This is a genomic window from Streptomyces vietnamensis (assembly GCF_000830005.1).
Classification (GTDB): domain Bacteria; phylum Actinomycetota; class Actinomycetes; order Streptomycetales; family Streptomycetaceae; genus Streptomyces; species Streptomyces vietnamensis.
In genome coordinates this window covers 757,932-782,730 of sequence record NZ_CP010407.1, presented here as the reverse complement: position 1 = coordinate 782,730, position 24,799 = coordinate 757,932, and the positions used below count along the sequence as shown (strand labels likewise).

General features: G+C 75.0%; 11 protein-coding genes. All 11 read left to right on the top strand.

What is annotated here, in order from left to right; all coding sequences use genetic code 11:
- Nucleotides 1–15: 15 nt before the first annotated feature.
- On the top strand, nt 16–432 hold the full coding sequence (gene panD, locus SVTN_RS03405) for an aspartate 1-decarboxylase (RefSeq protein WP_041127745.1): 417 nt from the start codon (nt 16–18) through the stop codon (nt 430–432).
- Nucleotides 429–1,235 carry a thioesterase II family protein gene (locus SVTN_RS03400; protein WP_078908167.1) on the top strand — a complete coding sequence of 269 codons (807 nt, stop codon included), beginning with the start codon at nt 429–431 and terminating at the stop codon, nt 1,233–1,235. Before panD ends, SVTN_RS03400 begins: the two co-directional genes overlap by 4 nt.
- Before the next feature lie 104 nt (nt 1,236–1,339).
- Nucleotides 1,340–2,182 carry a 2OG-Fe(II) oxygenase family protein gene (locus SVTN_RS03395; protein WP_052498921.1) on the top strand — a complete coding sequence of 281 codons (843 nt, stop codon included), beginning with the start codon at nt 1,340–1,342 and terminating at the stop codon, nt 2,180–2,182.
- A 2-nt stretch (nt 2,183–2,184) separates the two neighbouring features.
- Entirely contained in the window at nt 2,185–2,925 is a 741-nt protein-coding gene (locus tag SVTN_RS03390; RefSeq protein WP_041127744.1) for an SDR family NAD(P)-dependent oxidoreductase, read from the top strand.
- Nucleotides 2,926–3,014: 89 nt separating this feature from the next.
- Nucleotides 3,015–3,827: a phytanoyl-CoA dioxygenase family protein gene (locus SVTN_RS03385; protein WP_041127743.1), complete on the top strand. Its 813-nt coding sequence runs from the start codon at nt 3,015–3,017 to the stop codon at nt 3,825–3,827.
- On the top strand, nt 3,824–4,927 hold the full coding sequence (locus SVTN_RS03380; protein WP_041127742.1) for a zinc-binding dehydrogenase: 1,104 nt from the start codon (nt 3,824–3,826) through the stop codon (nt 4,925–4,927). The genes SVTN_RS03385 and SVTN_RS03380 overlap by 4 nt, the downstream gene beginning before the upstream one ends.
- 251 nt (nt 4,928–5,178) lie before the next feature.
- A complete protein-coding gene (locus SVTN_RS03375; RefSeq protein WP_052498920.1) occupies nt 5,179–13,758 on the top strand; it encodes a type I polyketide synthase in 8,580 nt (2,859 codons plus the stop codon).
- A gap of 14 nt (nt 13,759–13,772) precedes the next feature.
- Entirely contained in the window at nt 13,773–20,363 is a 6,591-nt protein-coding gene (locus SVTN_RS03370) for an SDR family NAD(P)-dependent oxidoreductase (RefSeq protein ID WP_342669645.1), read from the top strand.
- 17 nt (nt 20,364–20,380) lie between these two features.
- Entirely contained in the window at nt 20,381–23,287 is a 2,907-nt protein-coding gene (locus tag SVTN_RS03365) for a type I polyketide synthase (protein WP_052498919.1), read from the top strand.
- Nucleotides 23,284–23,532 carry an acyl-CoA carboxylase epsilon subunit gene (locus SVTN_RS03360; protein ID WP_041127741.1) on the top strand — a complete coding sequence of 83 codons (249 nt, stop codon included), beginning with the start codon at nt 23,284–23,286 and terminating at the stop codon, nt 23,530–23,532. The genes SVTN_RS03365 and SVTN_RS03360 overlap by 4 nt, the downstream gene beginning before the upstream one ends.
- Before the next feature lie 55 nt (nt 23,533–23,587).
- On the top strand, nt 23,588–24,796 hold the full coding sequence (gene metK, locus SVTN_RS03355; RefSeq protein ID WP_041127740.1) for a methionine adenosyltransferase: 1,209 nt from the start codon (nt 23,588–23,590) through the stop codon (nt 24,794–24,796).
- The last annotated feature ends 3 nt before the right edge of the window (nt 24,797–24,799 follow it).

Genomic DNA, 24,799 nt, shown 5'->3' with positions numbered 1-24,799 from the left:
GGAGACGAGAAGACCGTGTACCGAACCATGTTCAAGTCCAAGATCCACCGCGCCAAGGTGACCCAGGCCGACCTCCACTACGTCGGCTCGGTGACCATCAGCGCCGAACTCATGGAGGCCGCCGACCTGCTGCCCGGCGAGAAGGTCGACATCGTCGACATCGACAACGGCAACCGGCTGTCCACGTACGTCATCGAGGGCCCGCGCGACTCGGGCGTCATCGGCATCAACGGCGCCGCCGCCCGCCTCATCAGCCCCGGCGACCTCGTGATCATCATCGCGTACGCCACCGTCACCGACGCCCAGGCACGCGAGCTGGAACCGCGGGTCGTCTTCGTCGACGAGCACAACACCGTCCGGCACCTGGGCTCCGACCCGGCGGAGACCCCCGAGGGCTCCGGGCTGTTCCGCGGCGACCTCGTGGCCTCGTGACCGCGACGAGCCCGTCCGCCACCGGCGGGCGCACCCTCCCGCTCGACCACCCCGGGCCGTGGCTGCGCCGCTACCACGGCACCCCGGCCCGGGCCGGCGCCACGCTCGTGTGCTTCCCGCACGCGGGCGGGTCCGCCAGCTTCTACTACCCGTACTCCGAAGCGCTGTCGGCCCGGTACGACGTCATCGCCGTCCAGTACCCGGGCCGCCAGGACCGCCACCGCGAACCCTGTATGGAGAGCGTCGGCGAACTCTCCCGGACCATCGCGGCGGAACTGGCCGCCCGCGTCCCCGCGGACCGGCCCCTGGCCTTCTTCGGACACAGCATGGGCGCCGTCGTCGGCTTCGAGACCGCCCGCGCCCTGGAACGCCTCGGCACGGGCCGGGCACCGGACCTGTTCCTCGCCTCCGGCCGGCGCGCCCCCGCGCTGAGCCGGGACGACGGCATCCACCGCCTCCCCGACCGGGCCCTCCTCGCCGAACTGCAGAAGCTCGGCGGCACCGACGTGCGCATGCTGGACGACCCCGAGCTGTTCCAGCTCGTCGTGCCCACGATCCGGGCCGACTTCGCCGCCGTGGAGACCTACCGGCCCGAGGCCGGCGCCCGCGTGAACTGCCCCGTGGTCGCCCTCATCGGCGACGTCGACCCCCGGGTCACGGCCGAGCAGGCCGCCGCCTGGCGGGACCACACCACGGCCGACTTCGCCCTGCGGGTCTTCTCCGGCGGGCACTTCTACCTCGCCGAGCGGCAGCGCGAGGTCATCGCCACCCTCACGGCACACATCGACCCCCTGAAGGCTTAGGGGCCGATAGGGGTGCAACGGGGCGACCGGCCCCTCGTACCGTCGAAGTCGAGGGAAACACGAGAGACAGACGGTTATTCCTCGAGCGATCATCTGGAGAACCTGTGGGAACAACCACCGTACCGACGCGTGAGAACGTCAGCAGCAATCAGACGCCCATCTACGTCCTCTTCGACGTGGAAACCGTCGAAAGCGCCGAGAAACTCACCCGCGACCACCTCGTCAGGCTGGCGGCCGGCACCCTCGGCGCCGTCCACATCAAGAACTTCGGCAGCCCCGAGGAATGCGGCAGCGTCCTGACCGGACTCGACAACTGCCCGATGGGATCCTACGACGAGGAGATCGTCGTCCCGCGCATCCCCAAGCTGGGCCCCGCGGCGTACGACCACTACGACGTCCACGGACTCGGCGACGCCTACTGGCAGGACGCCCGGGAGTCCGCCCTGCACCGCTCGACGCTGCTCGACGGCGGCGACCCGCTCGACACGGCCGTCGACCGGATCCGCGGGGCCTGGGGCGGCGAGATGCGGCCCGCGACCGCGGACGGCCGGCCCATGTACGCCGGCATGATCCGCGAGACGACCGGCGGCATGAAGATGCACTGGGACGAGATCGCCCGCGAACTGCCCGGCGCCCTCGACGAGCCGGTCATCGCGCAGCTCGGGTTCAACTGGTACCTGTCCATGCCCGAGGGCGGCGGCGCCACCCGGATCTACCGCCGCCGCTGGCAGCCCGGCGACGAGGACGTCCGCGACGGCTACGGCTACGCCGAGGGCCTGGCCGAGCGGGAACCCAGCGTCACCGTGCGCCCCGGCGCCGGGGACGCGGTCCTCTTCGACCCGCGCAACTACCACGCGGTGCGCGGCAACGAAGGCCCCGGCCGGCGGGTGGCCCTCTCCTTCTTCCTGGGCGTCACCGCGGGCGGCACCCTCCAGTACTGGTCCTGACGATGACACGACGCACAGCGGTGGTGAGCGGCGGCACCCGCGGGATCGGGCTCGCCCTGAGCCTGCGGCTCGCCGCCCTCGGCCACCACGTCTACGCCCTCTACCGCGACGACGAGGCCGCGGCGATGCGGGCGGCGGCCGAGAGCGAGGGGGCGATCGAGCCGGTCCGCATGGACGTCGCGCGCCCCCGGGACGTCGCGGAGGGCTGCGAGCGGATCCTCGCGGCCGGCGGCGCACCTCACGTCCTGGTCAACAACGCCGGCGTCAACCGCGACCGCCCCTTCCTCGACCTCATCGACGAGGACTGGGACCAGGTCCTGGCCACCAACCTCTCGGGACCGTTCCGGCTGACCAGGGCGCTCGCCCCGGCCATGGTCGAGGCGGGACGGGGGTCGATCGTCAACATCGGCGCCACCACGGGGATCCGACCCCGCGCCAACGGGGCGAACTACTGCGCGGCCAAGGCGGGGCTGCTCCACCTGACCCGGTGCCTCGCCCTGGAACTCGCCCCCGCGGTACGGGTCAACTCCCTCATTCCCGGATTCACGGACACCCCGGAAGTCGTGGAGCGCTACGGGCTCGACGACCCCGGGCGGCGCGCGGAGATCCTGCGCACCATTCCCTCCCGGCGAATCGGCACGGTGCAGGACATCGCCGATGCTCTGGAATTCCTGGTGAACGCCAAAAGCGGCTATGTCACCGGGCAGCAACTCATCGTCGACGGCGGGAATTTCATGGGATAGGCGCCCGGCCCACGAAAGCCGGGGCCCGTCCCCCTCCTTCCCCTTCCTCTCGCTTCCCGAAACGCCTGAAACGTCTGGAGAGAATTCGCATGCGTCTGACCCAGGAACAGATGGACCGCTATCAGGAGGACGGATTCCTCCTGCTCGACTCCGCGCTGGGGGACGACGAGATCGCCCGCCTCCGCGAGGCGTTCGACCGCGACTGCCGGGTCCCCGGCCCCCAGCGCGTCGCCGAGGAGGGACGCGACGAGGTGCGCGCCGTGTACGCCTCCCACCACCGTCAGCCGGAGTACGCCGGCCTGGTCCGCGACCCCCGGCTGCTCGTCCCGGTCCAGCAGCTCCTCACGGACGACGTCTACGTCTACCAGTTCAAGATCAACGCCAAGCCCGCCTTCGGCGGCGAGAAGTGGTCCTGGCACCAGGACTACGTCGCCTGGCAGATCGCCGACAACCTGCCCGCCCCGCTCCAGGTCAACGTCGCCGTCTTCCTCGACGACGTCGACGAGTTCAACGGGCCCGTCATCTTCCTCCCCGGCTCGCACCGCTCCGGCCTGGTCAACAAGGCCCGCAAGGCCACCGCGAAGTCCGCCCAACACCTCGACCCCGACGACATCGCCCTCAGCGAGGAGCAGCTCTCCGGGCTCGTCGCCGAACGCGGCATGGTCAGCCCCAAGGGGCGGGCCGGATCGGTCGTCCTCTTCTCGCCCGAGATCGTGCACGGCTCGGCCCCGAACATGTCGCCGTTCCCGCGCAGACTGCTCATCATGACGTACAACGACACCACCAACCTGCCCCGTTGGGACGGCGAGCCGCGCCCCGACTACGTCGTCTGCCGCGACACCGACCCGCTGCGCGCCCTCGACGCCCCGTTCCTCGACGCCCTCGAAGGAGCCGCGGCATGAAGCGCGCACAGGCCGTCGTCCTGGAGCGGTTCGGCGAGCCGCTGGAACTGAGGGAGTTCGACGTCCCCGCGGCCCCGGCCGGCGGGATGGTCGTCGCCTGCCGCCACGGCGGCGTCTGCGGCACCGACCTCCACCTCAAGGCGGGACACCTCCCCATCCCCACCCCGCTGGTCCTCGGCCACGAGGGCCTCGGCACTGTCGTCGAGCTCGGCCCCGGCACCCCGGGCCGTGACGCCACCGGCGCCGAACTGGCCGTCGGCGACACGGTGATGTGGGCCTCCTCCATCGCCTGCGGCACCTGCGTGCCCTGCCGGCTGCACCGCGAGCCGACCCTCTGCGAGAACCGTCGCACCTACGGCGTCAACCGGGCCCTCGCCGACGGCTCCCCGCTCGCCGGCGCCTGGGCCGAGGCGATCGTGCTGCACGAGGGCGCCACCGTCGTCCGCCTCGACGAGGGCATCGACCCGATCGCGGCCATGTCCTTCGCCTGCGCGGGCCCCACCGTCGTCCACGCCCTGTACGAGCGCCGCCCGGTGCGCGTCGGCGAGGTCGTCGTGGTCCAGGGCAGCGGCCCCGTCGGACTCGCCGCGGCCGCGCTCGCCCAGCTCGCCGGAGCGGCCAAGGTCATCGTCGTCGGCGGCCCGCGGGGCCGGCTCGACCTCGCGGCGAAGGCGGGCATCGGCGACGTGCACATCGACATCACCGGACCGGGCGGCACGGACGCCGCCCTCGACCGGGTCCGCGAGGAGACCGGCGGCCACGGCGCCGACCTGGTGATCGAGTGCGCCGGAGTCCCGGTGGCGGTCGCCCAGGGCCTCACCCTGGCCCGCAGGGGCGGCGCGTACCTGATCATCGGCCAGTACACGGACGCCGGGGACACCCTGCTCAACCCGCACCAGATCGTCCACCGGCAGCTCGACGTGATCGGGTCCTGGGCCTTCACCGGCGCCCATCTCACCGAGTACGTGAAGCTGCTGCCCGCGCTCAGCGCGCGGTTCGACCTGGCGAGCCTGGTGACCTCCTACCCGCTGGCCGACCACGAGGCCGCGCTCAGGTCCGTCGCGGACGGCACCACGCTCAAGGCCGTGCTCTCCAGCTGACACCGCCCCGGGGCCGGCCGGAGCCGGCCGGCCCCGACCCACCTGCCGGGCCTCCGACCCACCTGCCGGGCCCCCGATCCACCTGTCGGCCCCCCGGCCCACCTGCCAGGCTCTCGACCTGCCTGCCGGGCCCCCGGCCCGCCTGCCGGGCTCCCGACCTGCCTGCCAGGCCCCCGCCCCCCCCCCCCCCCCCCCCCCCCCCCGCCATGCCCACGACCCGCCATGCCCACGACGAGGGGACACGAGTTCACATGCGTTCAGAAGAGGGGACCGCGACCCCCGACCACGAGACCGCCGACGAGGCCGTCGCCGTCGTGGGCCTGTCCTGCCGGGTCGCGGGCGCCGATTCCCCCGAGGCGTTCTGGACCCTCCTGGCCGACGGCACCAGCGCGGTCACGAAGGACGAGCGCACCGGCAGGCGGGCCGGATTCATCGCGGCCAAGGACGAGTTCGACGCGGCGTTCTTCGGGATCTCGCCGCGCGAGGCCGCCGCGATGGACCCGCAGCAGCGACTGACCCTCGAACTCGCCTGGGAGGCGCTCGAGAACGCGCGGCTGGTCCCGGACCGCCTCCGCTCCACCCCCACCGGTGTCTTCGTCGGCGTGATCAACGACGACTACGCCACGCTGGTGCGCCGGACCGGGCCCGCCGCGATCTCCGGGCTCACCGCCGCCGGCCTGCACCGCGGCCTGATCGCCAACCGCCTCTCGTACCTCCTCGGACTGCGCGGCCCCAGCCTCACCGTGGACTGCGCCCAGTCGTCCTCCCTCGTCGCCGTCCACCTCGCCTGCGAGAGCCTGCGGCGCGGCGAGTCGACGGTCGCCGTCGCCGCCGGCGTCAACCTCATCCTGGCCGAGGAGAGCACGCTGGGCATGGAGCGCATGGGCGCCCTGTCCCCGGACGGCCGCAGCTACACCTTCGACGCCCGCGCCAACGGCTACGTCAGGGGCGAGGGCGGTGCCACCGTCGTCCTCAAGCGGCTCCGGGACGCCCTCGCCGACGGCGACCGCGTCCACTGCGTCATCCGCGGCGGAGCCGTCAACAACGACGGCGGCGGCGCCGGGCTCACGGTGCCCGACCCCGACGCCCAGGCGGACGTGATCCGCACCGCCCTGCGACGGGCGGGCGTCGCTCCCGGGGACATCGGGTACGTCGAGCTGCACGGCACCGGCACCCCGGTCGGCGACCCGATCGAGGCCGCCGCGCTCGGCGCGGCCCTCCGCGCCGACGGCGGGCAGCCCCTCGCCGTGGGCTCCGCCAAGACGAACGTGGGCCATCTCGAAGGCGCCGCCGGCATCGTCGGCCTCGTCAAGACCGCGCTCTGCCTGAGCCATCGGCAGCTTCCCCCCACCCTCGACCACGTCACCCCCAACCCCGCCATCCCGATGGACCGCCTGGGCCTCCGCGTCCAGACCGCCCTGACGGACTGGACCACGGAGCCGGGCCGGGCCCGCCACGCCGGGGTGTCCTCCTTCGGCATGGGCGGTACCAACTGCCACCTGATCCTCGGCGAGGCACCCGCCGGCGCCCGCCCGGCAGCCGTACGGACCGCGACGGCCGCGCCCCTCGGAACGACCCCGTGGGTGCTCTCCGGCCGCACCGAAGCCGCGCTGCGGGCCCAGGCCGCCCGACTGCTCGCCCACACGACCGCCCACCCCGACGCCACGGACGCCGACCTCGGCCACTCGCTGGCCGTCACGCGAACGGGCTTCCAGCACCGCGCGGTGGTGCTCGGCTCCGGTCGTACGGAGCTCGAGGCGGGCCTGCGCGTGCTCGCCGACGCGGGGGAGTCCGCCTCCGTCATCCGCGGTGAGACGAGCGGCCGGGCCGGTTCCGGCGCGGTGTTCGTCTTCCCCGGCCAGGGTGCCCAGTGGATCGGCATGGGCCGTGAACTCCTCGACACCGCACCGGCGTTCCGCGCGTCGATCGACGCCTGCGAAGCCGCCCTGGCGCCCTTCGTGGACTGGTCCCTCACCGACGTCCTGCGCGGCGCCGAGGACGCCCCGTCCCTTGACGACGTGGACGTGGTCCAGCCCGTCCTCTTCGCGGTGATGGTCTCCCTCGCGGCCCTGTGGCGCTCGTGGGGCGTGGAGCCGGCCGCGGTCGTCGGCCACTCGCAGGGCGAGATCGCCGCCGCGTACGTGTCCGGTGCGCTGTCCCTGGAGGACGCGGCCCGCGTCGTGGCCCTGCGCAGCCGGGCCATCGGCCGCCGGCTCGCCGGCCGCGGCGGCATGGCCTCCGTCGCCCTGCCCGCCGAAGAGGTCGCCCGGCGCCTCCGGGGCTCCTTCGCCCGCGTCGAGATCGCCGTCGTCAACGGCCCCTCGGCCACCGTGGTCTGCGGCGAACCCGACACCCTCGACGCCCTCGCCGTCGAACTGGAGCACGAGGGCGTCCGGGTGCGGCGCATCGCTGTCGACTACGCCTCGCACTCGGCGTACGTGGAGGAGATCGAGGACGACGTCCTGACCGCCCTGGCCCCGATCACGCCCCGCACCCCGGACGTCCCCTTCTACTCGACCCTGCTGGCCCGCAGGATCGGCGACGAGCCCCTCGACGCCGCCTACTGGTACCGCAACCTGCGCGGCACCGTCCGCTTCCAGGAGACCGTCGAGGCCCTGCTCGCCGACGGCCACACGGCCTTCGTCGAGTCCAGCGCCCACCCGCTCCTCACCTCCGCCGTCCAGGACGTCGCCGAGGCCCGCGCCATCCGCGTGGCGACCGTCGGCACCCTGCGCCGCGACGAGGGCGGCCCCGACCGGCTCCTGAAGTCGCTCGCCGAGGCGTACGTCCACGGCCTGCCCGTCGACCTCGCCGGCTGCTTCCCCGACGCGCACCCCGTCGACCTGCCGACGTACGCCTTCCAGCGCCGCCGCCACTGGCTGCCCGAACTCGACGCCGCCGCACCGGCCCCGGCCGCCACCACGGCTGCCACCCCCACCACGGCCGCCGCTTCCGCCGCCCCGCGCGAGGACCACGACACCGCCGACGAGGAGCCCTCGCTCCGCACCGAACTGGCGGCCCTGGACGCCGCCGCGCGCCGGCGCCGGGTGCTCGACCTGGTGTGCTCCACGACGGCCGTCGTCCTCGGCTTCGACGGCCCCGGCGCCGTCGACCCCGCCGTCGCCTTCAAGAACCAGGGCATGGAGTCCACCACCGCCCTCGAACTGCGCAACCGCCTCCGGGCCGCGACCGCGCTCCCGCTGCCGACCACCCTCGTCTACGAGCGCCCCACCCCCCAGGCCCTCGTGGACCACCTCCTGGCCGAACTCACCGAACCGGCCGAGGAGGACCGCCCCGCCGAAGCGGCCCGGGCGAGCACCGACGAGGACCCGATCGTCGTGGTCGGCATGGGCTGCCGGTTCCCCGGCGGCGTGGAGTCGCCGGAGGACCTGTGGCGGCTCGTCGCCTCGGGCACGGACGCCGTCGGCGCCTTCCCCGACGACCGGGGCTGGGACCTGGACGGCGTGTACGACCCCGAGCCCGGGAAGCCCGGCAAGTCGTACGTCCGCGAGGGCGGCTTCCTCTACGGCGCCGCCGGGTTCGACGCCGGGTTCTTCGGGATCTCGCCGCGCGAGGCGGTCGCGATGGACCCGCAGCAGCGGCTGCTCCTGGAGACCTCCTGGGAGGCCCTGGAGCGGGCCGGCATCGACCCGCACGCGCTGCGCGGCAGCAGCACCGGCGTCTACGTCGGCGCCATGGCCCAGGACTACGGCCCGCGCCTGCACGAACCGGAGCAGGGCGCCGAGGGCTACCTCCTGACGGGCGGCACCACCAGCGTGGCCTCCGGCCGCATCGCGTACACCCTCGGTCTCGAAGGTCCCGCGGTCACCGTCGACACCGCCTGCTCCTCCTCCCTCGTCGCCCTGCACATGGCGGTGCAGTCCCTGCGCGGCGGCGAGTCCACCCTCGCCCTCGCGGGCGGCGCCTGCGTCATGGCCACGCCCGGCATGTTCGTCGAGTTCGGCCAGCAGCGGGGCCTGGCCCCCGACGGCCGCAGCAAGGCCTTCTCGGCCTCCGCCGACGGCACCAGCTGGGGCGAGGGCGTCGGCATGCTCGTCCTGGAGCGCCTCTCCGACGCCGTACGCGCCGGACACACCGTCCTGGCCGTGCTCCGGAGCTCCGCGATCAACCAGGACGGCGCCAGCAACGGCCTCTCCGCCCCGAACGGCCTCGCCCAGGAACGCGTGATCCGCCAGGCCCTGGACCGCGCGGGCCTGACGGCCACGGACGTGGACGTCGTCGAGGCGCACGGCACCGGAACCCGCCTCGGCGACCCCATCGAGGCCAAGGCGCTCCTGTCCACCTACGGGCAGGGCCGGCCCGAGGGCCGCCCCCTGCTCCTCGGCTCGCTGAAGTCCAACGTCGGACACACCCAGGCGGCGGCCGGCGTCGGCGGGGTCATCAAGATGGTGATGGCGCTGCGCGAGGGCCTGGTCCCCAAGACGCTGCACGTGGACGAGCCGTCCCCGCACGTGGACTGGTCCGCCGGCGCCGTCGAGCTGACGACCGAGGCCGTCGACTGGCCGGAGACCGGCCGCCCCCGCCGCGCCGCGGTCTCCTCCTTCGGCATCAGCGGCACCAACGCCCACGTCATCCTCGAACAGGCACCGACGCCCGAGCCCCGGCCGGCCGCCCCGGCGCGCGACGCCGACGCCCCCGCGGCGCTCGTCCTGTCCGCGAGGTCGGAGAGCGCCCTGCGCGCCCAGGCCGCCCGGCTCGCCGAGCACCTCGAAGCGGACCCGCACCTGTCGCCGCTCGACCTCGGCTTCTCGTCGGCGGTCACCCGCACCGCCTTCGAGCGGCGTGCGGTGGTGCTCGGCGCCGGTCGTACCGAGCTCGAGGCGGGCCTGCGGGCGCTCGCCGACGCGGGGGAGTCCGCCTCCGTCATCCGCGGTGAGACGAGCGGCCGGGCCGGTTCCGGCGCGGTGTTCGTGTTCCCCGGCCAGGGTGCCCAGTGGATCGGCATGGGCCGTGAACTCCTCGATGCCGCACCGGCGTTCCGCGCGTCGATCGACGCCTGCGAAGCCGCCCTGGCGCCCTTCGTGGACTGGTCGCTGACCGACGTCCTGCGCGGCGCCGAGGGCGCCCCGTCCTTCGACCGCGTCGACGTGGTCCAGCCGGTGTCCTTCGCGGTGATGGTCTCCCTCGCGGCCCTGTGGCGTGCGTGGGGCGTGGAGCCGGCCGCGGTGGTCGGTCATTCCCAGGGCGAGATCGCGGCCGCGTACGTGTCCGGTGCGCTGTCCCTGGAGGACGCGGCCCGTGTCGTGGCCCTGCGCAGCCGGGCCATCGGTCGCCGCCTGGCCGGCCGCGGCGGCATGGCCTCCCTCGCCCTCCCGGCCCACGAGGCCGAGAAGCACCTCGCCCCCTGGGGCGACCGCCTCGGTATCGCCGCCCTCAACAGCCCCCGGTCCACGGTCGTCGCCGGCGAGCCCGAAGCCCTGGAGGCACTCGTCGAGGCGTGCAGGGCCGCGGGCGAACGCGCCCGCCTCATCCCCGTCGACTACGCCTCGCACTCGGCGTACGTGGAGGAGATCGAGGACGACGTCCTGACCGCCCTGGCCCCGATCACACCCCGCACCCCGGACATCCCCTTCTACTCGACCCTGCTGGCCCGCCGGATCGGCGACGAGCCCCTCGACGCCGCCTACTGGTACCGCAACCTGCGCGGCACCGTCCGCTTCCAGGAGACCGTCGCCCTGCTGGCCCGCGACGGCCACCCGTCCTTCGTCGAGGTCAGCGCCCACCCCGTGCTCTCCGCCGGGATCCAGGAGACCGTGGAAGCCGAGACCGGCACCGAACCCCTCCTGGCCGTCGGGTCGCTGCGCCGCGACGACGGCGGCCTGCGCCGCTTCGCCGCCTCCGCCGCCGAGGCGTACGTCCGCGGACTCCCCGTCGACTGGACCCGGCTCTACGAACTGCACGGCCCGCGCCGCGTGGACCTGCCCACGTACGCGTTCCAGCGCGAGCGCCACTGGATGGAGCCGGCCCGCCGCACCACGACCCCGGACGACCTGGGCCTGGCGGCGGCCGGGCACCCCTTCCTCACCGCCTGCCTCGACCTCGCCGACGACGGCCCCGTGGTCCTCACGGGCCGGATCGCACCGCGCGACCACCGCTGGCTCGCCGACCACGCCGTCCTCGGCACCGTCCTGCTGCCCGGCACCGCCTTCGTCGACCTGGCCCTGCACGCCGGCTCCCACGTGGGCCACGCCGACCTCGACGAACTCGTCCTGCACGCCCCGCTCGTCCTCACCGAGGACACGGCCGTCCGGCTGCAGGTCGTCGTCGGCCCCGCCGACGCCTCCGGCCGCCGTCCCGTCTCCGTGCACTCCCGCACCGAGGAGCCCGGCGACGGCCCGGCACGCCCCTGGACCCGGCACGCCGACGGCTGGCTCGCCCCCGGCGCCCCGGCCCCGGCCGGCGCCCCGGCCGACGCGGTCTGGCCCCCGGCCGGTGCCCGGCCCCTCGACCTCGGCGACCGCTACGGAGAACTGCTGGCGCAGGGGTACGAGTACGGCCCCGCGTTCCAGGGACTGCGGGCGGCCTGGCGCCTGGGCGACGAGGTGTACGCCGACGTGGTGCTGCCCGGACCCGGCACGGCCGGCGAGGACTTCGGCCTCCACCCGGCCGCCCTGGACGCCGCCCTGCACGCGATCGGCCTGCTCGACGCCGACCCGGCGACGGGCACGGCCCCGGCTACGGGCACGGCCCCGGCGACGACGGGCGGCCCCCTGCTGCCGTTCGCCTGGAACGGCGTCCGGCTCCACGCCCACGGCGCCACCACCCTCCGGGTGCGCCTCTCCCGCACCGCCGACGACGCCGTCGCCGTGTCGGTCGCGGACCCGGCGGGACAGCCGGTGGCCACCGTCGACGCGCTGGTGATGCGCCCGGTCGAACCGGAGCGGCTCGCGGGACTCGCCCGGCGCTCGGACACGCTCTTCGCCGTCCGCTGGACCCCGGTCCCGCTCGACGCGGCACCGTCCGCCACGGGACTCGGGACCGTCGCGGTCCTCGGCCTCCCCGGCGCCGTACCCGGCCTCGACACCGCCGCCGCCCACGAGGACCTGACCGCGCTGCTCGCCGGACTCGACGCGGGGGAGCGCGCCCCCGACCTGCTGGTCGTCCCCGTCGCCACGGACCCGGCCGACCCGGCCCACGCGGCGGCCGACCCCGCCCACGTGGCCGCCGATCCGGCGGCCACCGGGCACCGGATCGCCCGGGACCTGCTCGACACCGTCCAGCGGGCGCTCGCCGACGAGCGCCTGGCGGCCACCCGGTTCGCCGTGGTGACCGGGGGAGCGGTCGCCACCGCGCCCACGGCCGGCGTCACGGACCTCGCCGCCTCCGTCGCCTGGGGCCTGATCCGTACCGTGCAGACCGAGTACCCGGACCGGTTCGCGCTGGTCGACACCGACGCGGTCGCCTCCGACGACGCCTCCGCCGCCGCCCTCCCCGCCGCCGTGACCACCGCCTTCGCCCGCGCCGAGCACCAGCTCGCCCTGCGGGCGGGACAGGCCCACGCGCCCCGCCTCGTCCACGCCGAACCCGCGGCGGACGCCTCCCGGCGCCCGCTGGACGAGAACGGGACCGTACTGATCACGGGAGGCACGGGAACGCTCGGACGTCTGGTCGCCCGCCACCTCGTCACCGCACACGGCGCCCGCCACCTCCTCCTGACGAGCCGCCGGGGCGAGGCGGCAGCCGGATCGGCCGAACTCGTGGCGGAACTCGCCGCACTCGGCGCCGAAGCCCGCGTGGCGGCCTGCGACGCCGCCGACCGCACCGCCCTCCGGGCCACGCTCGACGGCATCGACCCCGCCCACCCGCTGACCGCCGTCGTCCACGCCGCGGGCCTCCTCGACGACGCCACCGTCGAGGCCATGACCCCCGAGCAGGTGGACCGGGTCCTGCGCCCCAAGTCCGACGCGGCCTGGCACCTGCACGAGCTCACCCGCGACCTGGACCTGGCCGCGTTCGTCCTCTTCTCCTCCGTCGCCGGCACCCTCGGCCTCGGCGGCCAGGCCAACTACGCCGCCGCCAACGCCTTCCTCGACGCCCTCGCCCACCGGCGCAAGGCCCAGGGGCTGCCCGCCGTCTCCCTGGCCTGGGGCCTGTGGCGGCAGGCCAGCGGAATGACCGGCGAACTGACGGACACGGACATCGCCCGCATGGCCCGCTCCGGCGTCGCACCCCTCGCCTCCGACGAGGGACTCCGGCTGCTCGACACGGCCCTGGCCGACGCGGCGCCCCTGCTCGTCCCGGTCGCCCTGGACACCACGGCCCTGCGCGTCCGCGCGGCCGGCGAGGGCATCGCACCGCCCCCGATGCTGCGCGGCCTGGTCCGCGTACCGGCCCGCAGGACCGAAGCCGCCCAGGCGGCGGCCGGCGCCCCGCAGCACCCTGACGGACTCGCGCAGCGGCTGGCCGGCCTCGATCCCGAGGAACGCCGGCACACCGTTCTCGAACTCGTCCGCCAGTGCGCCGCGGTCGTCCTCGGCCACGGCACCCCCGAGGCCGTCGAACCCGAACGCGCCTTCTCCAAGCTCGGCTTCGACTCGCTCACCTCGGTCGAGCTCCGCAACCGGCTCAACGCCGCCACCGGACTGCGCCTGCCGACCACCCTGCTGTTCGACTGCCCCACCCCGGCGGCCGTCACCGACCGGGTGCTCGACCGGCTCGCCCCACCGGAGCCCGCACAGCGGCCCCAGGACCCGCGGCACACCGCGCCCGACGCCGAGCCGCTCCGGGACGAACCCGTCCTCGCGGCCATCGAGTCGGCCAGCGACGACGAAATCTTCAGCTTCATCGAAAGCGAACTCGGCATCTCATGAGGAGTGTTGGTCGAATGTCCATGTCCAACGAGGACAAGCTCCGCGACTATCTGAAGAAGGTCACGACCGACCTCCACACCACCCGGCAGCGCCTGCGGGAGATCGACGAGCGCAGCAGCGAGCCGATCGCCGTCGTCGGCATGGGATGCCGGTTCCCCGGCGGCGTGGAGTCGCCGGAGGACCTGTGGCGGCTGGTCGCCACCGGCACCGACGCGATGGGCGGATTCCCCGTCGACCGCGGCTGGGACGTGGAGAACCTGTACGACCCCGAGCCCGGGAAGTCCGGCAAGTCGTACGTCCGCGAGGGCGGCTTCCTGCACGGCGCCGCCGGGTTCGACGCCGGGTTCTTCGGGATCTCGCCGCGCGAGGCGGTCGCGATGGACCCGCAGCAGCGGCTGCTCCTGGAGACCTCCTGGGAGGCCCTGGAGCGCGCCGGCATCGACCCGACCGGACTGCGCGGCACCGACGCCGGCGTCTTCGTCGGGCTCATGTACCACGACTACACGGCCCGGCTCGGCCAGGTGCCCGAGGAGTACGAGGGCTACGCGATCACCGGCGGCTCGTCCAGCGTGGCCTCCGGCCGCATCGCGTACACCCTCGGCCTCGAAGGTCCCGCGGTCACCGTCGACACCGCCTGCTCCTCCTCCCTGGTCACCCTGCACATGGCGGTCCAGTCGCTGCGCCGCGGCGAGTGCGGGCTCGCGCTGGTCGGCGGCGCGGCGATCATGCCCACCCCGACGATCTTCCTGGAGTTCTCGCGCCAGCGGGGCCTGGCCCCCGACGGCCGCAGCAAGGCCTTCGCAGCCTCCGCCGACGGCACCAGCTGGGGCGAGGGCGTCGGCATGCTCGTCCTGGAACGCCTCTCCGACGCCGTACGCCACGGACACCGGGTCCTCGCGGTCGTCCGCGGCTCCGCCGTCAACCAGGACGGCGCCAGCAACGGCCTCACCGCCCCCAACGGCCCCTCCCAGGAACGCGTCATCCGCCAGGCCCTGTCCGACGCGGGCCTCGCGCCGCACGAGGTCGACGCGGTCGAGGCGCACGGCACCGGCACCACGCTCGGCGACCCGATCGAGGCGACCGCCCTGATCGAGACGTACGGGCAGGACCGCCCGGCCGACCGGCCGCTGCTGCTCGGCTCGCTGAAGTCCAACATCGGACACACCCAGGCGGCCGCCGGGGTCGGCGGGGTCATCAAGATGGTGATGGCGCTGCGCGAGGGCCTGGTCCCCAAGACGCTGCACGTGGACGAGCCGACTCCGCACGTGGACTGGTCGGCCGGCGCGGTGGAGCTGGTGACCGAGTCCGTGGACTGGCCCGAGACCGGACGCCCCCGCCGCGCCGCGGTCTCCTCCTTCGGCATCAGCGGCACCAACGCCCACGTCATCCTCGAACAGGCACCCCAGCAGGAGCAGCAGGAGCAGCAGGAACAGGACCTCCCCACCCCGGTCCTCACCTCCGCGCCCCTCGTCTGGCCCGTGTCCGCACGCGGCGACGAGGCCCTGCGCGCCCAGGCCGGCCGCCTCCTCGACTACGGCACCGGCCACCCCGACGCGGACCCCGCCGCCGTCACCCGGGCCCTGGTCACCACCCGGGCCGCCCTCTCCCACCGGGGCGTCGCCATCGGCGCCGACCGCGCGGGCCTGGACGAGTCGCTGCGCGCCCTCGCCGCGGGCGAGGAGGCCCCGCACCTGGTGCGCGCGGTGGCGTCCGGAGGCCGGGCCGTGTTCGTCTTCCCCGGCCAGGGCGCCCAGTGGGAGGGCATGGCCCGCGAACTCCTCGACGCCTCCCCGGTCTTCCGCACCACCATCGAGGCGTGCGAAGCGGCCTTCGCCCCGTACGTCGACTGGTCCCTCACCGACGTGCTGCGCGGCGCCGACGGCGCCCCGCCGCTGGAGCGCGTGGACGTCGTCCAGCCCGCCCTGTTCGCCGTGATGGCCGCCCTCGCCGACGTCTGGCAGGCCGCCGGCATCCGCCCCGCCGCCGTCGTCGGCCAGTCCCAGGGCGAGATCGCCGCCGCGTACGTCTGCGGCGCGCTCACCCTCGACGACGCGGCCCGCGTCGTGGCCCTGCGCAGCCTCATCACCCGCGACCGGCTGGCCGGCACCGGCGCCATGGCCTCCGTGATGCTGCCCGCCGACACCGTCGAGCGGCTCCTCGCGGAGACCGAGGAGGCCGGAGACGTCTCGATCGCCTCCGTCAGCAGCCCCACCGCCACCGTCGTGGGCGGCTCGCCCGAGGCGCTCGACGCCCTGCTCACCGCCTGGGAGGCGGGCGGCGTCAAGTCCCGCCGCGTCGCCGTCGACTACGCCTCGCACACCGCGCACGTCGAGACGATCGAGCGGGAACTGCTCACCGCCCTCGCCCCGGTGACCCCGCGCCCGTCCCGCGTCCCCTTCTACTCCACCGTCACCGGCCGCCCGTACGACACCACGGGACTCGACGCCGCCTACTGGTACCGCAACCTGCGCCGGACCGTCCGCTTCACCGACACCGTCCGGGCCCTGCTCGACGACGGCCACCGCGTCTTCGTCGAACCGACCGCCCACCCCCTGCTGACCTCCGCCGTGCAGGAGCTGGCCGAGGCCGCCGAGCGCACCGCCGTCGTCCTGGAGACCCTCCGCCGCGACGACGGCGGGCCCGTCCGGCTCGCCACCTCCCTGGCCCGAGCCCACGCCCACGGCCTGCCCGTCGACTGGCAGGCGGTCCTCGGCACCTCCGGCCTGCCGCCGGCCGACCTCCCCACGTACGCCTTCCAGCACAGCCCGTACTGGCTCGACGCCCCGGAGCAGGCCGCGGACGCCGCCGGTCTCGGCCTCGAACCGCTGGACCACCCGCTGCTCGGCGCCGCCGTCGAGTCCGCCGAGGACGGCACCACCCTGCTCACCGGCAGGCTGTCCCTGCACAGCCACCCCTGGCTCGCGGACCACGCCGTGTCCGGCACGGTGCTGCTCCCCGGAACGGCCCTGCTCGAACTCCTCGTCCAGGCCGGCGACCGGGTCGGCTGCGACCTCGTCGAGGAACTCGACCTCGCCGTCCCCCTCGTGGTGCCCCCGCACGACGGCGTCCGCATCCAGGTGACCGTCGCCGCCCCCGACGCCGAAGGCCGCCGCACCGTCGGCCTCCACGCCCTGCGCGAGGACGCCCCCGACGCCGGCTGGACCTACCACGCCGGCGGACAGCTGGCCGCCGGCGGCGGGCCCACGGAGCCGGCCCCGGCCGTGTGGCCCCCGCACGGCGCCGAACGCATCGACACCGAGGGCGCCTACGACCGCCTCGCCGCCTCCGGCTACGCGTACGGCCCCGCCTTCCAGGGCCTGACCGCAGCCTGGCGACTGGGCGACGACCTCTACGGGGAGGTCGCGCTCGGCGACGACCACCACAAGGACGCCGCCGCGTTCGCCGTACACCCCGCGCTGCTCGACGCCGCCCTGCACCCGCTGATCGTCCCCGGCCCCGACGACGAGAGCCCCCGCGAGGTCGTCCTGCCCTTCGGCTGGGCGGGCGTCCGGGTCCACGCCGAGGCCGCCACCACCCTGCGCGTCCGGCTGACCCGCTCCGCGGCCGACACCGTGGCCCTGACCGCCTGGGACCCCACCGGGGCCGCCGTCCTCTCGGCCGACGCGCTCACCGTCCGCGCCCTGGCACCCGGCGCCCTCACCGCCGCCGACGGCCGGAACCGGCGCTCCCTCTACCTCGTCGACTGGACACCGGTCGACCGGCCGGAGACGAACGGCTCCCCGCAGCCGGTCGCCGTCCTCGGAACCGGCCACGGCCTCCAGGACCACCCCCACGCCACCCACCACGCCGACCTCCCGGCCCTCCTGGCGGCCCTCGCCTCCGGGACCCGGCCGCCGGCCGCCGTACTCGCCCCCGTCGCCGCCGACACGCCCGCGTCGCCCGACACCACCCCGGCCGACGCCGTACGCGCCGCGACCGACACCGTCCTCGCCCTGATCCGCGGCTGGCTCGCCGAGGACCGGCTCGCCGACGTCCCGCTCGTGTTCACCACCACCGGAGCCGTCGCCACCGGACCGCACGAGCGCCCCGCCTCGCTCACCGGCGCGGCCGTCTGGGGCCTGGTCCGCTCCGCCCTGCGCGAGCACCCCGGCCGCTTCGCCCTGCTCGACCTCGACGGTACGGAGGAGAGCCGGACGCCGCTCCCGGACGCCCTCCCCGAGCTGCTGCGCACGGAACCCGAACTCGCCGTCCGCGCAGGCCGGTTCCTCATCCCGCGGCTGGCCCGCGCCGCCGACGACCCGGCCCTCCCCGTGCCCGCCGGCGGCGACGCCTGGCGCCTCGTGAGCGAGGGCAAGGGCAGCCTGGAGAACCTCTCCCTCGCCCCGGCACCGGAGGCCGCCGCGGCACTCGCCCCCGGCCAGGTACGGATCTCCGTCCGGGCCGCGGGACTGAACTTCCACGACGTCGTCCTCGCCCTCGGCATGATCGAGGAGGACCGCGACCAGTTCGGCTACGAGGCGGCGGGCGTGATCGCCGAGACCGGCCCCGGCGTCACCGGACTGAAGCCCGGCGACCGCGTCATGGGACTGGTCCGTGACGGCTTCGGCCCGCTGGCCGTCGCCGACAGCCGGCTGATCGCCCCCGTCCCCGGGGGCTGGACCTTCGCCCGGGCCGCCTCCGTCCCGGTCGCCTTCCTCACCGCGTACTACGGCCTCGTCGACCTCGCCGGGGTCCGCCCCGGCGACACCGTCCTGATCCACGCGGCCGCCGGCGGCGTCGGCATGGCGGCCGTCCAACTGGCCCGCCACCTCGGCGCCGAGGTCTACGCCACGGCGAGCCACGGCAAGTGGGACACCCTGCGCGCCGCCGGCCTCGACGACGCCCACATCTACGACTCCCGCACCCTCGGCTTCGAGCAGCGGATCCGGGAGGCCACCGGGGGCCGCGGCGTGGACGTCGTCCTCGGCTCCCTCGCCGGCGACTTCGTCGACGCCTCGCTGCGCCTGCTCGCACCCGGCGGACGGCTCATCGAGATGGGCAAGACGGACATCCGCGAGCCCCACCGCGTCGCCGCCGCGTACCCCGGCACCGCCTACCACGCGTACGACCTGAACCTCGTCGCCCCCGAACGGGTCCGGGACATGCTCGCCGAGGTCCTCGCCCGCTTCGCGGACGGAACGCTCACCCCGCTGCCCGCCATGACCTGGGACCTGCGCCACGCCCCCGCCGTCTTCCGCCACATGTCCCAGGCCCGCCACACCGGCAAGCTGGTCCTGGACGTGCCCCGCCCGCTCGACCCGGACGGCACGGTGCTCGTCACCGGCGGCACCGGCACCCTCGGCGGCCTGGTCGCCCGCCACCTGGCCACCGCGCACGGCATACGGAACCTCGTCCTGACCAGCCGTCAGGGCCCGGCCGCCGCCGGGGCCGACGAACTGGTGGCCGCCCTGGCCGAGGCGGGAGCCCGCGCCACCGTCGTGGCCTGCGACGCCGCCGACCGCACCGCCCTCCGGGCCACGCTCGACGGCATCGACCCCGCCCACCCGCTGACCGCCGTCGTCCACGCCGCGGGCACCCTCGACGACACCGCCGTCGACCAGCTCACCCCGGAGCAGGTGGACCGGGTCCTGCGGCCGAAGGCGGACGCCGCCTGGCACCTCCACGAGCTCACCCGCGACCTGGACCTCGCCGCGTTCGTCCTGTTCTCCTCCGCCGCCGGCACCCTCGGCACGGCGGGCCAGGCCAACTACGCGGCCGCCAACGCCTTCCTGGACGCCCTCGCACACCGGCGCAGGGCCGAGGGCCTGCCCGCGGTGTCCCTCGCCTGGGGCCTGTGGGAGGAGACCAGCGCCCTCACCGGCACCCTCGACGACAAGGACCTGCGCAGGCTCGCCCGCACCGGCGTGGCCGCGATGCCCACCGCCGAGGCGCTCACCCTCCTCGACGAGGCCCTGACCGCGACCCGGCCCGCCCTCGTACCCGTCCGGCTCGACCTCGCCGGACTCACCACCTCCGGCGCCGAAGTCCCCGCCCTCCTGCGCTCCCTGGTCCGCAAGCCGGCACGCCGCCGCGCCCGGGCCGGCACCGCCGCCGGCGCGGCCTCGCTCGCCGACCGGCTCGGCCCCCTGCCCGAGGCCGAGCGCCGCAGGGTCCTCCTGGACCTCGTCCGCGAACACGCCGCCGTGGTGCTCGGCGAGTCCTCACCGGCCGCGATCGGCCCGAACCGCGCCTTCAAGGAGCTCGGCTCGGACTCGCTCACCTCGGTGGAACTGCGCAACCGCCTCAAGACGGCCACCGGACTGCGCCTGCCCGCGACGCTCGTCTTCGACCACCCGACACCGGCCGCCATCGCCGACTACCTGTACGGCGAACTCGTCACCGACGGCGCTCCGGGCGCCGCCGGCGCCGACGACGGCGGTCCCGACACGGCCGAACTCGACCGCCTGGAGGCCGGGTTCGAGGCGCTGCTCGCCGCCGCGCCCGACGCCACGACCCGCCAGGGCATCGGCACCCGCCTGCGCTCCCTGCTGCAGCGCTGGGAGCCCGAGGCGAGCGCCGACACGGGGGGCGGCGACCTGAGCACGGCGACGGACGAGGAGCTCTTCGCGGCCCTCGAAGACGAACTCGATCTTTTCCGCGACTGAGAAAGGCTGACGGTCCGATGGGGCACCAGAACGACACCGGCGACACGAACGGCACCGGCAACGCCGGCACCGAGGACAAGCTGCGCGACTACCTGCGCAGGGCGACGACCGAACTCCGCGAGGTCAAGCGCCGTCTCAAGGAAGAGGAGGAGCGCCGCGACGAGCCCGTCGCCGTCGTCGGCATGGCCTGCCGCTACCCGGGCGGAGCGACCTCGCCCGAAGCCCTCTGGCGGCTCGTCGCCGAAGGCCGCGACGTGCTGACCGAACTCCCCGACGACCGCGGCTGGGACACGGAGGAGCTGTACGACCCCGACCCGGACCGGCACGGCACCTCGTACGCGTACGAAGGCGGGTTCCTGCACGACGCGGGCGAGTTCGACGCCGAGTTCTTCGGGATCTCGCCGCGCGAGGCCGTCGCGATGGACCCGCAGCAGCGGCTGCTCCTGGAGACCTCCTGGGAGGCCCTGGAGCGCGCCGGCATCGACCCGCTCTCCCTGCGCGGCAGCGACACCGGCGTCTACGTCGGCGCCATCGCCCAGGAGTACGGGCCGCCCCTGCACCGCCCGTGGGAGGGCGCCGACGGCCACCTGCTCACCGGCACCACCTCCAGCGTCGTCTCCGGCCGCATCTCCTACGTCCTCGGCCTCGAAGGTCCTGCGGTCACCCTGGACACCGCCTGCTCCTCCTCCCTGGTCGGCCTGCACATGGCCGTCCAGTCCCTGCGGTCCGGCGAGACCGACCTGGCGCTCGCCGGCGGCGTCACCGTCCTGGCCACCCCCGGCGTCTTCGTCGAGTTCTCCCGCCAGCGGGGCATGGCCCCCGACGGCCGCTGCAAGGCCTTCGCGGCCGCCGCCGACGGCACCGGCTGGGGCGAAGGCGCGGGACTGCTGGTCCTGGAGCGCCTGTCCGACGCGGTACGCAACGGGCGCCGCGTGCTCGGCCTCGTCCGCGGGACCGCCGTCAACCAGGACGGGGCCAGCAACGGCCTGACCGCGCCCAACGGCCTGTCCCAGCAGAAGGTCGTCCGCCAGGCCCTGGACCGGGCGGGACTGCGCCCGGCGGACGTGGACGTCGTCGAGGCCCACGGCACGGGCACCCGCCTCGGCGACCCGATCGAGGCGCAGGCACTCCTCGCGACGTACGGGAAGAACCGGCCGGCCGACCGGCCGCTGCTGCTCGGCTCGCTGAAGTCGAACATCGGACACACCCAGGCGGCGGCCGGCGTCGGCGGGGTCATCAAGATGGTGATGGCGCTGCGCGAGGGCGTCGTGCCGAAGACGCTGCACGTGGACGAGCCGTCCCCGCACGTGGACTGGTCGGCCGGCGCGGTGGAGCTGGTGACCGAGGCCGTGGACTGGCCCGAGACCGGACGCCCGCGCCGCGCCGCGGTCTCGTCCTTCGGCATCAGCGGCACCAACGCCCACGTCATCCTCGAACAGGCCCCACGGACCGAGCGGACGCCCGAGAACCCCGGGCCGGCTCCCGAGGCCGCCGCTCCGGCTTCCGAGGGCGTCGAGCGGGCTCCAGGGTCCGTCAAGCGGGTTCCCGGGTCTGCCGAGCGGGTTCCCGGGTCCGTCGATCCGGCGCCCGCACCGACCCCCGTGCTCGCCTCCCCGTTCCTCGTCTGGCCGGTGTCCGCCCGCGGCGAGGCGGCCCTGCGCGACCAGGCCGCGCGACTCCTCGAATTCAGCACCGCCCACCCGGAGGCCCCCGACACCGCCGTCGCCCACGCCCTGGCGACCACCCGCGCGACCCTGACCCACCGCGCCGTGGTCGTCGGCGAGGACCGGGACGAGCTGGAGCGGGGACTGCGCGCCCTCGCCGCCGGCGAGGAGTCCCCGCACGTGACCGTCGGCGTCCACACCGACGAGCGCGTCGGATACGTCCTGCCCGACCCGGACGGCCCGTGGCGCGCCATGGCCCGCGAGCTCGCCGACACCTCGCCGGTCTTCCGGGAGCACCTGGACGTCTGCGCCCGCGCCCTGACCCCGTACACCACCGCACCCGTACGCGACGCGGTCCTCGACCCGGCGGGACCGGACCGGCCGGCCGACGAACAGACCCTGCGCTGCGCGCTCTTCGCCGTCACCGTGGCCCTGGTCCGCACCTGCCGGGCCCTCGGCACCCGGATGGACGCCTTCGTCGGACACCCGGTGCACGAGGCCACCGCCGTCCACCTCGCGGGGGCCCTCACCCTCGACGGCGCCGCGCGCTGCGCCGCACTGGGCGAGAAGCACACCGCCGACCAGCCGTCCTGGCTCTGGTTCCGCCCCACGGAGCAGGCCGCCGCGGGCGGCGGCGGGGAAGACTACGCCGTCCTCGTGGACCTGGCGGGCGGGGCGTCCCTGCTCACCGGACTCGCCCGGGCGTACGTCAACGGCTCTCCCGTCGACTGGTCCGGCCTGCTGTCCCCCGCCGACGCGGCCCCCGTCGACCTGCCCACGTACGCCTTCCAGCGCCACCACTACTGGCTCGGCGCCCCGGAGCGCACCGTCACCGCACGCACCCTGCTGCACTGGCGGCCGGCGGACACCCCGACCGGTGCGGCCGCCGACACCTGGCTCGCCCTGGTGCCCGCCGGTTTCACCGACGAGCCCTTCGTGACGCGGGCCGTGGAGGAACTGGCCGCCCAGGGAGCACGGGTCACCGTCCGGAGCGTGGACCTGACGGACGCGGCGGACGACGAGGCACTGGGCCGGATCCTCACCGGGACGATCACGGAAGCGGCTCCCGCGGGGGTGCTCTCCCTCCTCGACGTCGACGGCTCCCCGTGCGGCGACGGCCTCATGGTCCCGCGCGGCACGCTCGCCGGCCTCGCGCTCGCCCGGGTGCTCCACGCCCTGCCCGAGGCACCTCGACTGTGGACGGCCACCGACGACACGGCCGACCACCCCGAGCCCGCCCCCCTGGCCTGGGCCGCATGACGGCCGTGACGACGGCCGCGCCCCCGACGGCCATGACCCCGCAGGAGCAGGCACACGTCCTGCGCTTCGTCCGCGGCCTCCCCGACGAGGAGCAGATCGCCGCCGCCACCCTGGCCGTGCTCGCCGTACTCCGCGCGCGGACACCGGCCGGCCGTGCCGCACCGGGTGATCCCGTCATCCCGGCCCCCACCTGGGGCTTCGACCGCACCTATCGAGCCCCGGGTTCCTGGGCCGCCGCGCGGTAGCCCCGCGCGAACGCCCGCCCCCACCGAAACCTGCCCGACAGAGAGAAGAGTCCCCATGTCCCGCCGCCTGTTCACCTCGGAGTCCGTCACCGAGGGACATCCCGACAAGATCGCCGACCAGATCAGCGACCGGATCCTCGACGCGCTGCTCGCCCAGGACCCCTCCTCCCGCGTGGCCGTGGAGACCCTGATCACCACCGGTCAGGTCCACATCGCCGGCGAGGTCACCACCGCCGCGTACGCGCCGATAGCCCAGCTGGTGCGCGACGCCGTCCTCGACATCGGCTACGACTCCTCCGCGAAGGGCTTCGACGGCGCCTCCTGCGGCGTCTCGGTGTCCATCGGCGCGCAGTCGCCGGACATCGCGCAGGGCGTCGACACAGCCCACGAGGTCCGCGTCGAGGGCGCGGGTGACGAGCTGGACGCCCAGGGCGCCGGCGACCAGGGCCTGATGTTCGGCTACGCCACCGACGAGACCCCCACCCTGATGCCGCTCCCCATCGACCTCGCCCACCGGCTCTCCCGTCGCCTCACCGAGGTCCGCAAGGACGGCACCGTGCCGTACCTGCGCCCGGACGGCAAGACGCAGGTGACCATCGAGTACGACGGGGACCGCCCGGTCCGCCTCGACACGGTCGTCGTCTCCTCGCAGCACGCCGCCGACATCGACCTCGACTCCCTCCTGACCCCGGACATCCGCGAGTACGTCGTCGAGCACGTCCTGAGGCAGCTCGCCGCCGACGGCATCAAGCTCGACACCGACGGCTACCGCCTGCTCGTGAACCCGACCGGCCGCTTCGAGATCGGCGGCCCGATGGGCGACGCCGGCCTCACCGGCCGGAAGATCATCATCGACACGTACGGCGGGATGGCCCGGCACGGCGGCGGCGCGTTCTCCGGCAAGGACCCGTCGAAGGTGGACCGCTCGGCGGCGTACGCGATGCGCTGGGTCGCGAAGAACGTCGTCGCGGCCGGTCTCGCCAAGCGCTGCGAGGTCCAGGTCGCCTACGCGATCGGCAAGGCGGAGCCCGTCGGCCTCTTCGTCGAGACCTTCGGCACGGGAACCGTCGACCAGCAGCGGATCGAGCAGGCCATCAGCCAGGTCTTCGACCTGCGCCCGGCGGCGATCATCCGCGACCTGGACCTCAAGCGGCCCATCTACGCGGCGACGGCGGCGTACGGCCACTTCGGCCGCGAACTCCCCGAGTTCACCTGGGAGCGCACCGACCGTGTCGACGCCCTGAAGAAGGCCGCGGGGGTGTAACGC